The organism is Faecalibacterium sp. I4-3-84 (genome assembly GCF_023347255.1).
GTDB classification, from domain to species: domain Bacteria; phylum Bacillota; class Clostridia; order Oscillospirales; family Ruminococcaceae; genus Faecalibacterium; species Faecalibacterium taiwanense.
Genome location: NZ_CP094466.1, coordinates 859,257 through 872,590 on the forward strand (window position 1 = coordinate 859,257; position 13,334 = coordinate 872,590).

The window sequence follows — 13,334 nt, forward strand, 5'->3', positions numbered from 1 at the left end:
TTTTTTGTATGGAAGGAACCGCAGAATACGGACGCAGCGATGGCCGCAATTTTTTGAATTTTGTCAGTTGACAATTTTTACTTTCCATTTTATCATAGAGACAACAGCTGTGCCGCACAGGTGCAGTCATTCCAGAAAGAAGGAATTACAATGAAAGACAAAAAGTTTGCCAGCTTTCTGGCCGCAGCGGCAGCGCTTGTGCTGCTGGCCATGCCTGCATTTGCTGCCGACGAACAGACGGAGCTGCCTGCCGCCGAAGCAGCAGAGGTGCAGCAGGAGCAGACCGCAGCGCCTGCCGAGCAGGAGACCGCCCTGCCCGCCGATGCCCAGACAGCCGGCGAACCGGAGCAGCAGCTCACCTATGTGGCGCTGGGCGACAGCATCACCTCCGGTGTCGGCCTTGCCGATATGAAATACAACATCGCCCAGATCGGCTACGATCTGCAGCCGAACTTTGAGGGCTACCCTTCCCAATGCTACACCGCCCTTGTGGGCAAGGGCCTTGGGCTGGACCGCCAGCACGCGATCAATCTGGGCCTGCCCGGCCTGATGAGCCCTGACATGCTGGATATGGTGCAGAACAGCGCCATGCCCAAGATGAATCAGGCTTCCGGCGCATATTACGTCTACCCGGAATATCAGGAGTATCTGCGCAAGGCCGATATCATTTCCATCCAGATCGGCTCCAACGACGCGCTGGTGCCCTGCATCGTGGGTCTGGGCGAGGCCACCAACTGGAAGAGCGAGCAGCTTGCCGCACTGATGGTCAGCGGTGCCCTGCGTGATTTCAACTTCCAGAAGCTGGGGCTCTTCCTCGAAGCGCTGAACCGTATGACCCTTACCTTTGACGAGAGCCGCGCCACCAACCGCCTGCTGTTCCGCGGCATGGATGAGATCTGCGATCAGGCCTATACCAATGTGACCGCCAGCCTGCCGCAGATCGTGGCCAGTATCCGTGCACTGAACCCGGATGCCAAAATCGTGCTGCTGGGTTACACCAATCCGGTGCCTCTGCTGCCCGCATGGAACCGCTATTTCAGCAAATTGAACCGCTTTGCCAAAGACCTTGCCGCACAGGAAGGCTTGATCTATGTGGACATTCCCCGTGCGCAGACCGCTGCCGACGGCCACCCCACCGTTAAGGGCCACCAGTACATTGCAAACCAGATTTTGAATGCTCTGAAGTGAGCTTTCCATCAAAAAAGCCTGTCTCATTTTACGAGACAGGCTTTTTTTGCGCTGTTCTGTTTTCAGCTCAGCCGGCCACTTTCCACCGAAAAGCTGATATCTGCCGCAGCCATGGTAGACTTGCGGTGGGAGACCAACAGCACCGTTTTGTCTTTGCACTCTGCCCGCACAGCCTTGAGGATCACGCCCTCATTCAGGCTGTCCAGATTGGAGGTAGGCTCGTCCAGCAGCAGGAAGGGTGCATCATGCAGGAAGGCACGCGCCACACCGATGCGCTGGCGCTCGCCGCCGGAAAGTGCACCGCCCAGCTCACCCACCGGGGTATCATAGCCCTTGGGCAGGCTGTGGATAAAGCCGTCCAGCGCAGCCTTTTTGCAGGCTGCTTCCACCTCTTCCCGGGTGGCATCCCGCTTTGCAATGCGGATGTTGTTCTCAATGGTATCGTCGAACAGCTCGGTCTCCTGCGTCACAAGGCTTTCCTGTTCGCGCAGGGCGGCGGTGTTCACGCGGCGGATATCCTCTGCGCCAAAGCGGATGCTGCCGCTGGATACATCCCAGAAGCGCATCAGCAGCCGCAGGAAGGTAGACTTTCCGCTGCCGGAGCGGCCGGTGATGCCCACGATCTTCTTTTCCGGAATGGTCAGGCTCAGGTCATGCAGCACCTCCTCATTGGCATAGGCAAAGTTCACATGCTCTGCCGCAGCACCTGCAAATGCGGTGTCTGTGCCGTCGGTCACATCGGCGGTGACGGGCTGTTCGTCCAGCAGGTCCAGCACGCGGTCTGCGCTGGCGAACACCTGCGTCAGGCTGGCACCAAGGTTTGCCAGCGCCACCACCGGGCCAAAGGAGCTGAGGGCCGAAAGGGTGCACACCAGTACGCCCTCCACGCCCATTTTACCGCTCTGGTAAAGGTTCAGGCTCACACCCAGCACGGCCAGCACCGTGAGCAGGATCAAGGTGTTCGTGATGGCCACGGTCAGGCCCTCGCGGTATTTCATCGCCTTCTGCTTTTCGCCCAGCATCTCACTGTGGGCCGTGATGCCCTCGGCGCGGGCTGCGGTGTCCTGATACTGCAGGGTATCCTTCAGGCCGCGCAGGCTTTCCAGCACATAGCTGTTGGTATCGGCCAGTGCCTGACGGTACTCCCGGGCGGCACGGTCGCCGCGCTTTGCGCTCCACACCGGCAGGGCCACGCCCACCAGCAGATAGCCCGCCAGCAGCACCAGCGCAGGCAGGATGTGCCAGCTGCCCACAAAGCCCGTCATGCCGATGACGCAGATGCACGCGATGCAGATGGGCGAAATGGTGTGGGCATAGAACACCTCCAGCGCCTCGATGTCGGCCGTGATGAGCGAGATCAGGTCACCGCGGTCACGGCCTTCCAGCTTTGCAGGGGTCAGACGGCGCAAGGCACCGAACACCTTATCGCGGATCAGGGCCAGCAGCTTGAAGGCGATATAGTGGTTGGACGCCTGCTCTGCGTAACGCAGAACGCCGCGCAGCAGCGCAAACACCAGAATGCAGGCAAAGGCCGTGCCCACGGTCCTCACCGGGCTTGCAAGCCCCAGCGCACGCAGGATGCCAAAACCGCCGAAGATGGTAATGAAGGTGGCGCAGAAATGGCCTGCCACCCCCATCACGATCGCTGCCAGCATAACGGGCAGCATGGGCTTTACCAGTACGATCAGCCGTCCCACAATGGCAAAGGGGCTGCGATGATTGCTCTTGTTCATGCTCAGGCATCCTCCTCTTCCAGTGTTTCCAGCTGCCGCTGTGCCAGATACAGGCGGCTATAAGCCCCCTGCTGGGCCAGCAGTTCGGCGTGGGTGCCCTGCTCCATCACCCGGCCATTGCTCATTGCATAGATGCAGTCGCTGTGCACCACGTTTGCCAGACGGTGGGAGATCAGGATGACCGTCTTTTTCCCAGCAAGACTGTGGATGGCCTGCATGATGTCGTTCTCGCTCTCGGCATCCACATTGGAAGTGGCTTCGTCAAACAGGTAGATGGGCGTATCGTGCAGCAGGGCGCGGGCCATGGCAAGGCGCTGGCGCTGGCCGCCGGAAAGATTGCTGCCGCCCTCATGCAGAGCGGTCTGCAGGCCGTTCTGGCTGCGGCAGAAATCGGCCAGATTCACCTGTTCCAATGCCGCCCAGAACTGTGCCTCGTCCGCGTCCGGCTTTGCCATGCGCAGGTTGCTCTCCACCGTGCCCTTGAAGATGGCGGCGTTGTGGGGCACCAGCGTCAGGGTGCGCAGACGCTGTTCCTGCTGCAGCTCCTGCACCGGCACGCCGCCCAGCGTCACGCTGCCGGTATAGCCGGTGCGGCTGCCGGACAGCAGCGCCGCAATGGTGCTTTTGCCGCAGCCGCTCTCACCCACCAGCGAGACAAAGCTGCCCTGCGGAATGGTAAAGGAGACATCGTTCAGGATGGTGCGGTCCTTCTCGTAGCCAAAGGTGACATGCTCAAACTTCAGAGTCGTATTCTCTCCGGGCACGCGGTCACCATCGGCAGGCTCTTCCGCTGCCAGAAGCTTGAAGATCTTCTCTGCCGAAGCGGCACCGTTCATGGCAATGTGGAAGTAGCTGCCCAGCAGCCGCAGCGGCAGGAAAAAGTCCGCCGCCAGCAGCACGATGGTCAATGTGGCGGTCAGGGTCAGCCGGCCTTCCGCAAATGCAGCCACCGCGCTGATGATGCCAAGGCCCGCACCGCCGTAAGCCATCAGGTCCATCAGTGTCACCGAGTTCAGCTGCATGGTGAGCACCTTCATGGTGATCCTGCGGAAGCGCTCAGCCTGCGCGTTCATCTGCTCATGCTTCCAGCCGTCGGCCTGATAAATTTTCAGGGTGGTCAGGCCCTGAATGTTCTCAAGGAAGCTGTCGCCAAGGGTGGTGTATTCGCCCCAGTAGTTTGCCAGCAGCTTTTTGGCAAACTTCTGCACTGCCACAATGGACATGGGGATCAGCGGCACGCAGCACAGCAGGATGACGGCCGACCGTGCGTGCACACCCACCAGCAGCACAAACAGGGTAACGGGTGCCAGCAGGCTGTAAAACAGCTGCGGCAGATATTTTGCAAAGTAGGTGTCGATCTGCTCCACACCTTCGCTGGCCAGCATCACCACCTCGCTGGTGGCCGCCGTCTCGGTGTAGTTGGGGCCAAGGCGGGCAAGCTTTGCGTAGATGCTGCTGCGCAGGGTGCGCTTGACATCCTTGGAAGCCTGATTGCTCATGGCCGATGCCAGCATGGTAAAGGCAAAGCGCATGGGCACCGTGGCAAGGCAGAGCACAAGGTTCTGCCACAGCTGTGCACTGGTCAGGCTGCCCGCAAAGGCTGCGCCCACCAGCTGGGCAATGGCCCGCACAAAGATCACGTTGCACAGCATCCCCAGCCATTGGAAAGCCACATTGGCTCCCACATACCGCAGCGCACCGCGGTCAAAGGACAGCAATTTTTTATTGATCACTGGGCTTTCTCCGTTTCTGCTTTTTCTGCATCACTGCCAAACAGACGCTCATATTCGCCGGTAAAGATGCGCTCCGGCAGTGCACTGGTCATGGCAAGGGCAGCGGTAAAGCGCTCTTCTTCGCTCAGCGGCTCACTGACCGGCGGGAAATGGGTCAGGATCGTTTTCAGCTCCCGATCCACCTGTTTTGCCACCCAGATGCCCCGGTCTGTCATATAGATCTTGCCGTAGTGCTCCTTTACGATCATGCCGCGCTCCATGAGCAGATTCATGATACGCACCACCGAGGGCTTGGTCACGCCAAGCTTTTCGGCAATGCTGCGGGAGCTGATATCCAGATGGGTCTGTGAGACTTCGTAGATCGCCAGCAGATAGCGCAGATGCGCCGACGTAAGTTCCATCCCGATCACTCTCTTTCGTTTTGATGTTACTCAAGGCTAACTTTTTTCTTTTGAAAAAAGGGCGCGAGCCGAAACTTCCAGCCCGCGCCCTTTGCGGATCATTTCAATGCTCAGTGACAGCCGCTGCAACCGCTGCAGCTGCCATTGCAGCCGCCTTCGCCGCAGCCGCTGCACCCACTGCAGCCGCCGCCATGCTTGTGGGAGTGCCATGTGATCCAGCCCACACCGCCAAACACGATGACTGCCACAATGATCGTGGGCAGATTAAAATTTGCAGCGAGGAATTCCATCATACAAAACACACCCTTTCACAATGTCATGCGGTTCGATCAGATCTTGGTCACGTCGATCTTGACCTCGTTGTCGCCAACATACTTGTTGGGACGCACCATCAGGTAGATGAAGGCCACCAGAACAACAGCAGCCACGATGGTGAAGAAGTTGAAGCCAATCTCACCGGTGATCAGGCCGCCCAGCTGGTACACCACCAGAGCGGCGCAGTAAGCCAGAGCGCACATATAACCAATGGCGATGGCGGTCCACTTGCCGTTGTTCATCTCGCGCTTGATGGCGCCCATAGCAGCGAAGCAGGGAGCGCACAGCAGGTTGAAGATCATGAAGGCGTAAGCCGACAGAGCGGTGTAGTCCTGCGCAACAGCAGCCCAGATCTCATCGCCGTTCTCAGACAGCTCGCCGCCGAAGTGATACAGAACACCGAAGGTACCAACCACGTTCTCCTTTGCGATCAGGCCGGAGACGGAAGCGACAGTTGCACGCCAGTTGCCGAAGCCCAGAGGTGCAAAGATCCATGCGACCTTGGTAGCGATCGCAGCCAGCACGGAGTTGTCCTGATCCTCGACCATGCCGAAGACACCATTCTCGAAGCCGAAGCCCTGCAGGAACCACAGCACAACGGTAGCGGCCAGAATGACGGAGCCTGCGCGCTTGATGAAGGACCAGCCGCGCTCCCAGGTTGCACGGAACACGTTGCCCCATGCAGGCACATGGTATGCGGGCAGCTCCATCACGAAGGGAGCGGGATCACCTGCGAAGAGCTTGGTCTTCTTCAGGATCACGCCGGAGCAGATGATGGCAGCCATGCCAATGAAGTAAGCAGAGACAGCCACCAGAGAAGAACCGCCGAACATCGCACCTGCGATGAGGCCGATGATGGGCATCTTTGCGCCGCAGGGGATGAAGCAGGTGGTCATGATGGTCATGCGGCGGTCACGCTCGTTCTCGATGGTACGGGAAGCCATAACACCGGGCACGCCGCAGCCGGTACCGACCAGCACGGGGATGAAGCTTTTACCGGACAGGCCGAACTTGCGGAAGATACGGTCCATGATGAAGGCGACACGGGACATATAGCCCACATCCTCCAGAATGGACAGCAGGAAGAACAGCACCAGCATCTGGGGAACGAAGCCCAGAACTGCGCCGACACCGGCAACGATGCCGTCCATGATCAGGCCGTACAGCCAGCCTGCCACGCCGATGCTCTCCAGCAAGCCGCCCAGAGCATTGGGAACAATTTCACCGAACAGGACATCGTTGGTCCAGTCGGTGGCAAAGGTACCAATGGCCCAGCCGCCGTCTGCAATGGAGGTGCCCATGGACAGGGAGTACATCAGGAACATGACCAGTGCGAAGATGGGCAGAGCCAGAATACGGTTGGTCACGATCTGGTCGATCTTATCGGAAACGGTCAGGTGCTCCACGCGGGCCTTTTTCTTAACAGCTTTGCCCACGACGGTGTTGATATATGCATAGCGCTGGTTGGTGATGATGCTCTCAGCGTCATCGTCCATCTCAGCTTCGCAGTCCTTGATGTGCTGGTCGATGTGGTCGGTCAGGCTCTTGTCGAGCTTCAGCTCGTCCATGACCTTCTCGTCGCGCTCGAACAGCTTGACGGCATACCAGCGCAGGAAGCGGTCATCCACCTTGCCCTGAATGGACTCTTCGATGTGGGCAATGGCGTGCTCCACGCTGCCGGTGAACACATGGGGCAGCTCAGCAGCCTTGGTAGCCTTTGCAGCAGCCACAGCAGCCTTTGCAGCAGCCTCGGTGCCCTCGCCCTTCAGTGCGCTGATTTCAACAGCCTGACAGCCCAGCTCTGCGCTCAGCTTCTTCAGGTCGATCTTATCACCGTTCTTGCGCACCAGATCGATCATGTTCACAGCCATGACCACCGGGATGCCCAGCTCGATCAGCTGGGTGGTCAGGTACAGGTTACGCTCAATGTTGGTACCATCGATGATGTTCAGGATGGCATCGGGCTTCTCCTTGACCAGATAAGTACGGGAAACCACTTCTTCCAGCGTGTACGGAGACAGCGAGTAGATACCGGGCAGATCCTGAATGATAACATCCTTGTCGCCCTTCAGCTTGCCTTCCTTCTTTTCCACCGTAACGCCGGGCCAGTTGCCGACATACTGGTTGGAGCCGGTCAGATTGTTGAACAGGGTCGTTTTACCGCAGTTCGGGTTGCCGGCAAGTGCAATTTTAATGCTCATTGCTTAATCCTTCCTCCCTTTGGGATCAGACTACTTCGATCATTTCAGCATCGGCCTTGCGCACGCTCAGCTCGTAGTTGCGCACTGTCAGCTCCATGGGGTCGCCCAGAGGTGCCACCTTGCGGACATAGATCTCAACACCCTTGGTGATGCCCATGTCCATGATGCGTCGCTTGACCGGGCCTTCACCGTGCAGCTTTGCCACAGTAGCGGTCTCGCCGACCTTTACGTCTTTCAGAGTTTTCATACTTAACCATCCTCCTCTGCTTGTCTTTATAGAGAGACTATTCCAGTTTCGGAGCAGCTCCCAAACAGCGCCGGGGCACTGTTCAGCCAATCATGATACGGTTTGCCATGGTCTTGTCCAGCGCGATGCGGCTTTCCTTGACCTGAATGATCAGGTTGCCTGCGATCTCGTTGACGACCGTTACCTCACTGTCCACCACAAAACCCAGCTCAGCCAGATGCAGCCGGATCTCGTCCTTGCCGGTGATCTTTTTGATGGTGACGGTCTCCCCTGCTTTTGCCATTGTCAAAGGCATCATACTTTCGCTTCCCTTCCTGTTTGAATCTGGGATATCGCTGCGGTTAGTCAGCCGCAACTACCAGCGTGGATAGTTTACGCTTACTAACCTTTTATGTCAATAGTTTTTTCATGATTAAAAGTTAGTTCGTATGAACAAACAATTTTTCTGCCCGATTTTTTCCGTTTTTTCACCACAATCAACAATAACTAACTCAAATCATTGAATTAAAGTTAGCTATTGTTTCCATTTTCTTGTTCTTTTTTTGCGGCATCTTGTAAACTATCACAAAGCTTTTTCTCTGACCTGCTGTGCTCTTTTGCTGCAAATGACACAGCCGCGCGGTACAGTGGTCAGTCTGCACCGCGCGGCCGCGTGTCAAAAGGAGGATTTCTTTCCTGCCAGTGCGTGGACACCAGCAGGTGCCAGGATAAAAAGAGAGTATTTGAAAAGAGAATGACAAATTTTAAGCCGCCACGGCAAGGCGGAGAATCGGTGTTCCACTGTGGAACAGCCGCAGATAGACTGCTGTGCACTTGCTCAGCTGGTCAAAGTGCTTCTGCGCTGCATCCGGGTCGCCGTAGGACTTCCAGCAGCCGCAACAGGTAAAGTTTTTGCCGCGGTTCTCGATAAAGCCCACAACATCGCCCAGAGGATAGCCAAGGAACACCCCGATCTCATGCGGAAATTCTGCCGAACAGCACAGCTTGCGGGAAAGCTGAGTGAGCATATTGCCCACATCCGGTGCTTCGCCCGCTTCCGGCAGGCGGTAGCCCTCCTGCCGCAGAAAGCTCTGCACCTTTTCATCTGCCAGCACGGCAGCCAGCTTGCTTTCGCGGTAGACATACACAAGATACCGGTGGTTGAGCACGCAGCCCTTGAGCACCCGCACACGCAGGCCCTTGGGGTTCAGCTGAGTGTTCCAGTTTTTCACCCGGCGCGCAAGGTCAGCGCAGTCGCGGGTCTCATAGCGGAACAGGCCTGCCGGTTTCAGGCTTGCCAGCACCGGGGCACACTGTTCGATCATGACCGTTTCAAAATTACGCTCCATGTCTGCGCCCTCCCGCCTTGTTTCTCCGGGCTATTGTTCCCCGGATGCGCCGTGGTTATAAGTTAGATATTTCTAACCCCGATTCCAAAAAAGAAGCAGCTTTGCGCGGAGCATTCAAGGCTTCGGCCTGCCGATCTGGTTCTTTTGGTTAGTTATTTCTAACGTGACTGTATCTTACCACAGCGGTGGGCCGTTGTCAACACTTTTCTTGAAAAAAGTTATTCGTGGCAAACCACGGTTTTCTCTACCTCGCTTTTTGTGCATTCTACCGTTTTGGCGCAGGCTGTGGTATAATGAGAAAAATTTATATTCTCTTAAAGGAGCACGCATCCATGCTACAGAACATTGCACCGCCGGGCCTGATCTCCCTTCTTGCCGCCGCACTGGCACAGCAGCCCACAAAGCCGCTGGTGCTGGCGCTGGATGGCCGCTGCGGCAGCGGCAAGACCACCCTTGCAAATACGCTGGCCCGGCAGTTCCCGGCCAGCATCACCCTGCACACCGATGATTTTTATCTGCCGCCTGCACAGCGCATCCGCGGCTGGGAGAAAACGCCCTGCGCCAATATGGATCTTGACCGCCTGCGGGACGAAGCCCTGCGCCCAGCCTACGAGGGCCAGCCGGTGCAGTACCGTGCCTATTCCTGCCGCGAGGGTGCGTACCTGCCCGCGCGGGAGCTGGCCGCGCAGCCGCTGGTGATTTTGGAGGGCAGCTACAGCCACCACCCGCTGCTGACCGGTTACGAAACGCTGCGGGTGTTCCTGACCTGCGCAAAAAAAGAGCAGACCCGCCGCCTGCAGGCGCGGGAGGGGGAGCGATATGCCAATTTTGCCGCCCGGTGGGTGCCGCTGGAGGAGGGCTATTTTGCGCAATACGGCATTGCCGAGTGCGCGGATTTTGTGGTGGATACCACCGCAGGCAGGACGATTTGAAATGGCTTCCGCACCGCCGGCAAGACCAAGGTGCCATATAGCAAAGCGGAACAACACCCCTTGAACCAAACAAAGCCGGACAGCTTGCGGGCTGTCCGGCTTTTGGTTTTGCTTGGTTTACAGGCTGTTACTTATTCTTGTACATATCCTGATAGTAGTTCTGGTAATCACCGCTGGTGACGTGGTCCATCCACTCCTGATGGTTCAGGTACCAGTCAATGGTCAGCACAATGCCCTTTTCAAAGGGGGTCTCGGGGTACCAGCCCAGATCGTTCTTGATCTTGGTGGGGTCGATGCCGTAGCGGCGGTCGTGGCCCAGACGGTCGGCCACATGCTTGATGAGGTCCTCGCTGATGCCCTCGTCCTGCAGACGGTCATGCAGCTGGTTGATGATGGTCTTGACGATGAAGATGTTGGGGCGCTCGTTGTGGCCGCCCACGTTGTACACCTCACCGATCTTGCCGCCGTTGGCTACCATATCGATGGCCTTGCAGTGATCTTCCACATACAGCCAGTCGCGGATCTGCATACCGTCGCCGTAGACGGGCAGCTGCTTGTGGTGCTTGACGTTGTTGATCATCAGGGGGATCAGCTTCTCCGGGAACTGGTAGGGGCCGTAGTTGTTGGAGCAGCGGGTGATGTTCACCGGCATGCCGTAGGTATCGTGGAATGCCATAACGAACATATCGGCGCTGGCCTTGGAGGAAGAATAGGGGCTGTGGGGGCACAGGGGGGTGGTCTCCATAAAGTAGCCCTCGGCACCCAGTGCGCCGTACACCTCATCGGTGGACACCTGCAGGTACTTCTTGCCCTCTTTCCAAGTCTTGGCATCGGCATCATACCATGCTTCCTTGGCGCGCTGCAGCAGGTTGACGGTGCCCATCACGTTGCTCTGCACAAAAATTTCGGGGTTCTTGATGGAGCGGTCCACGTGGCTCTCGGCGGCAAAGTTGATGACGTAATCGAAATCGTACTTCTGGAACAGGCCTTCCACCAGCTCCTTGTCGCAGATATCGCCTTGCACGAACACATGGCGGGGGTCGCCCTCCACATCCTTCAGGTTTTCCAGATTGCCGGCGTAGGTCAGCTTATCCAGATTGACCAGCAGGATCTCCGGGTATTTCTTGAGCATATAATGCACAAAGTTGGAGCCAATAAAACCGGCGCAGCCGGTGATCAGATAGGTTTTCATAGGTTCAATTTCCTCTTTTCAGTCTTTCATCCCGTTGTCGCCGTCCCAGTGGGCGAAGAAGCAGGCCAGAGCGTCTCTCCAGTCGCGCACATCGTTGCCCACGGTGCAGCGCAGCATCCGGTTGTCCAGTGCGCTCCACTTGGGGCGGTCGGCGCTTTCCGGGTGCTTTGCCTTGTATTCCTCGCTGGTGCAGGGTGCCACAGCGGCATCCACGCCGGACAGGCGGATGATCTCGGACGCAAAATCATACCACGAGCAGATGCCCTCGCCGGTGCAGTGGTACAGGCCGTACTCGTGGGTCACACACAGCTGCAGGATCTCGTGGGCCAGATCCACCGCATTGGTGGGGTTGCCGCACTGGTCATTGACCACTTCCAGCTTGCCAAACTTCTTGCCTGCGTTCACGATGGTCTTGACGAAGTTTTTGCCGTAGTAGCTGTAGAGCCACGCGGTGCGCACGATGAAGTGACGGTGGCAGAACTGTTCCACATACTTTTCGCCCATGAGCTTGGTAGAGCCATAAGCGCTGATGGGACCGGGAATGGTGGCTTCGTCCTGTGCAACGCCGCCGTTCTCACGGCCGGAGAACACATAATCGGTGGAGACGTGTACCAGTCGTGCACCGGTCTTTTCCGCTGCCTGTGCCAGATTGCGGGGGCCGAGGGCATTTGCCTTGAAGGCGGCATCATGGTTCACCTCGCAGCCGTCCACATTGGTGTAGGCAGCGCAGTTGATGATGACATCCGGGCGGTTGCGGCGGATGAACTCGTCCACCATTTTGTAGTTGGAGATATCCAGATCCGGCAGGTCCACGGCGATCACCGTGGCATTGAGCAGCTTTTCGGGGATGGGGCCGATCTCGCTGCGGCCTTCGCGCAGCTGCTTGAGGATCTCGGTGCCCAGCTGACCCTTGCAGCCGGTAACAATGATTTTCATATGGGTATGCCTCTCTTTTGCTTAATAGCGCAGCTTGCCGTCTGCAACGTTCTTCAGGTGCTGGCCGTAAGGACTCTTGCCGTAGCGCTCAGCGCTTTCCAGCAGGGTGTCGCGGTCGATCCAGCCGTACTTGAAGGCGATCTCTTCCGGCGCACTGATCTTGATGCCCTGGCGCTTCTCGATCATGCGCACAAAGTCGGCGGCGTCCACCAGACTGTCCATGGTGCCGGTGTCCAGCCATGCAAAGCCGCGGCCCAGCAGCTGAACGTCCAGCTCGTCCTGCTTCAGGTACATGTCGTTCAGGGTGGTGATCTCCAGCTCGCCGCGGGCAGAGGGCTTGACCTGCTTTGCCATCTTCACGACCTCTTTGTTATAGAAGTACAGGCCGGTGATAGCGTAGTTGGACTTGGGATACTGAGGCTTTTCCTCCACGCTGAGCACCTTGCCGTCCTTGTCGAACTCCACGATGCCAAAGCGCTCCGGGTCCTGCACATAGTAGCCGAACACGGTGCAGCGGCCTTTGTTTTCCGCATTGGCGGCGGCGGTCTTGAGGATCTTGGAGAAGCCGTTGCCGTAGAAGATGTTATCGCCCAGGATCATGGCGCAGCAGTCGTCGCCAATGAACTCTTCGCCCAGAATGAAGGCCTGTGCCAGACCGTCCGGAGAGGGCTGAACTTTATACTGCAGATGGATGCCGTACTGGCTGCCATCACCCAGCAGCGCCTCAAAGCGAGGCGTATCGGTCGGGGTGGAGATGATCAGGATGTCCTGAATGCCTGCCAGCATCAGCGTGGACAGGGGGTAATAGATCATCGGCTTGTCGTAGACCGGCAGCAGCTGCTTGCTGGTGACCATAGTCAGCGGGTAAAGCCGGGTGCCGGCACCGCCGGCAAGAATGATACCTTTCATATTTGTGCACTCCTTTAAAATAGATTGAAAAGTTGTGCAGCTGTACGCCGCCCAGACGGGAGACCACCCGGATGACGTATGGATTCAAAGCGGAGCTGCGTCCGCTGTAAACAAATTCAGGAGCCGCTCCCCCCTGCCCAAAATGGCAAAATGGGAATAGCAGTTCACTTTATTTTACTATCAAATCACACAAAAAGCAAGAAAGAACGGCTTTCCCGA

The 13,334-nt window shown here is 57.5% G+C and carries 13 protein-coding genes; 2 read left to right on the plus strand and 11 right to left on the minus strand.

Features of this window, described 5'->3' with window-relative positions:
- The first annotated feature begins 150 nt into the window (after positions 1 to 150).
- Positions 151 to 1,188, plus strand: a complete 1,038-nt coding sequence (locus MTP41_RS04225) for an SGNH/GDSL hydrolase family protein (protein WP_249236275.1) — start codon at positions 151 to 153, stop codon at positions 1,186 to 1,188.
- Positions 1,189 to 1,250: 62 nt separating this feature from the next.
- Here the strand turns inward: MTP41_RS04225 and MTP41_RS04230 are convergent, their stop codons facing one another.
- The 8 genes from MTP41_RS04230 to MTP41_RS04265 form a co-directional block, all read right to left on the minus strand.
- On the minus strand, positions 1,251 to 2,921 hold the full coding sequence (locus MTP41_RS04230; RefSeq protein ID WP_249236276.1) for an amino acid ABC transporter ATP-binding/permease protein: 1,671 nt from the start codon (positions 2,919 to 2,921) through the stop codon (positions 1,251 to 1,253).
- A 2-nt stretch (positions 2,922 to 2,923) separates the two neighbouring features.
- Positions 2,924 to 4,654 carry an ABC transporter ATP-binding protein/permease gene (locus tag MTP41_RS04235; protein WP_249236277.1) on the minus strand — a complete coding sequence of 577 codons (1,731 nt, stop codon included), beginning with the start codon at positions 4,652 to 4,654 and terminating at the stop codon, positions 2,924 to 2,926.
- Positions 4,651 to 5,055, minus strand: coding sequence for a metal-dependent transcriptional regulator (locus tag MTP41_RS04240; RefSeq protein WP_005944549.1), 405 nt, complete (start codon positions 5,053 to 5,055; stop codon positions 4,651 to 4,653). Before MTP41_RS04240 ends, MTP41_RS04235 begins: the two co-directional genes overlap by 4 nt.
- 110 nt (positions 5,056 to 5,165) lie before the next feature.
- Positions 5,166 to 5,348, minus strand: a complete 183-nt coding sequence (locus MTP41_RS04245) for a FeoB-associated Cys-rich membrane protein (protein WP_044954063.1) — start codon at positions 5,346 to 5,348, stop codon at positions 5,166 to 5,168.
- 36 nt (positions 5,349 to 5,384) lie between these two features.
- Positions 5,385 to 7,571, minus strand: coding sequence for a ferrous iron transport protein B (gene feoB, locus MTP41_RS04250; protein WP_005944552.1), 2,187 nt, complete (start codon positions 7,569 to 7,571; stop codon positions 5,385 to 5,387).
- Positions 7,572 to 7,596: 25 nt separating this feature from the next.
- Positions 7,597 to 7,818, minus strand: a complete 222-nt coding sequence (locus MTP41_RS04255) for a FeoA family protein (RefSeq protein ID WP_005944554.1) — start codon at positions 7,816 to 7,818, stop codon at positions 7,597 to 7,599.
- A gap of 82 nt (positions 7,819 to 7,900) precedes the next feature.
- A complete protein-coding gene (locus MTP41_RS04260; protein WP_005944556.1) occupies positions 7,901 to 8,116 on the minus strand; it encodes a FeoA family protein in 216 nt (71 codons plus the stop codon).
- A gap of 445 nt (positions 8,117 to 8,561) precedes the next feature.
- Complete coding sequence (locus MTP41_RS04265; protein ID WP_097776441.1) at positions 8,562 to 9,146, minus strand: DUF3793 family protein; 585 nt, start codon at positions 9,144 to 9,146, stop codon at positions 8,562 to 8,564.
- Positions 9,147 to 9,478: 332 nt separating this feature from the next.
- On the opposite strand from MTP41_RS04265, the gene MTP41_RS04270 reads away from it, so the two are divergent.
- Positions 9,479 to 10,078, plus strand: coding sequence for a uridine kinase family protein (locus MTP41_RS04270; protein ID WP_249236278.1), 600 nt, complete (start codon positions 9,479 to 9,481; stop codon positions 10,076 to 10,078).
- Positions 10,079 to 10,205: 127 nt separating this feature from the next.
- On the opposite strand, the gene rfbB is transcribed toward MTP41_RS04270, so the two are convergent.
- From rfbB to rfbA, 3 genes are read right to left on the minus strand one after another with little or no spacing between them, the layout of a single operon-like run.
- Positions 10,206 to 11,270 (minus strand): dTDP-glucose 4,6-dehydratase, encoded by a 1,065-nt coding sequence (gene rfbB / locus MTP41_RS04275; RefSeq protein WP_249236279.1) that lies wholly within the window; start codon positions 11,268 to 11,270, stop codon positions 10,206 to 10,208.
- Between the two features lie 18 nt (positions 11,271 to 11,288).
- On the minus strand, positions 11,289 to 12,206 hold the full coding sequence (gene rfbD, locus MTP41_RS04280) for a dTDP-4-dehydrorhamnose reductase (protein ID WP_097775168.1): 918 nt from the start codon (positions 12,204 to 12,206) through the stop codon (positions 11,289 to 11,291).
- A 21-nt stretch (positions 12,207 to 12,227) separates the two neighbouring features.
- The gene (rfbA, locus tag MTP41_RS04285) at positions 12,228 to 13,115 is read right to left on the minus strand and encodes a glucose-1-phosphate thymidylyltransferase RfbA (protein WP_249236280.1); all 888 of its coding nucleotides are present in this window, start codon (positions 13,113 to 13,115) and stop codon (positions 12,228 to 12,230) included.
- Between the last annotated feature and the right edge of the window lie 219 nt (positions 13,116 to 13,334).

What these genes read in the sequence shown, in the direction of transcription:
- MTP41_RS04225 (WP_249236275.1), top strand. Translation starts at nt 151, where the DNA reads ATGAAAGACAAAAAGTTTGCCAGCTTTCTGGCCGCAGCGGCAGCGCTT.
- MTP41_RS04230 (WP_249236276.1), bottom strand. Translation starts at nt 2,921, where the DNA reads ATGAACAAGAGCAATCATCGCAGCCCCTTTGCCATTGTGGGACGGCTG.
- MTP41_RS04240 (WP_005944549.1), bottom strand. Translation starts at nt 5,055, where the DNA reads ATGGAACTTACGTCGGCGCATCTGCGCTATCTGCTGGCGATCTACGAA.
- MTP41_RS04245 (WP_044954063.1), bottom strand. Translation starts at nt 5,348, where the DNA reads ATGATGGAATTCCTCGCTGCAAATTTTAATCTGCCCACGATCATTGTG.
- feoB (WP_005944552.1), bottom strand. Translation starts at nt 7,571, where the DNA reads ATGAGCATTAAAATTGCACTTGCCGGCAACCCGAACTGCGGTAAAACG.
- MTP41_RS04255 (WP_005944554.1), bottom strand. Translation starts at nt 7,818, where the DNA reads ATGAAAACTCTGAAAGACGTAAAGGTCGGCGAGACCGCTACTGTGGCA.
- MTP41_RS04260 (WP_005944556.1), bottom strand. Translation starts at nt 8,116, where the DNA reads ATGATGCCTTTGACAATGGCAAAAGCAGGGGAGACCGTCACCATCAAA.
- MTP41_RS04265 (WP_097776441.1), bottom strand. Translation starts at nt 9,146, where the DNA reads ATGGAGCGTAATTTTGAAACGGTCATGATCGAACAGTGTGCCCCGGTG.
- MTP41_RS04270 (WP_249236278.1), top strand. Translation starts at nt 9,479, where the DNA reads ATGCTACAGAACATTGCACCGCCGGGCCTGATCTCCCTTCTTGCCGCC.
- rfbB (WP_249236279.1), bottom strand. Translation starts at nt 11,270, where the DNA reads ATGAAAACCTATCTGATCACCGGCTGCGCCGGTTTTATTGGCTCCAAC.
- rfbD (WP_097775168.1), bottom strand. Translation starts at nt 12,206, where the DNA reads ATGAAAATCATTGTTACCGGCTGCAAGGGTCAGCTGGGCACCGAGATC.
- rfbA (WP_249236280.1), bottom strand. Translation starts at nt 13,115, where the DNA reads ATGAAAGGTATCATTCTTGCCGGCGGTGCCGGCACCCGGCTTTACCCG.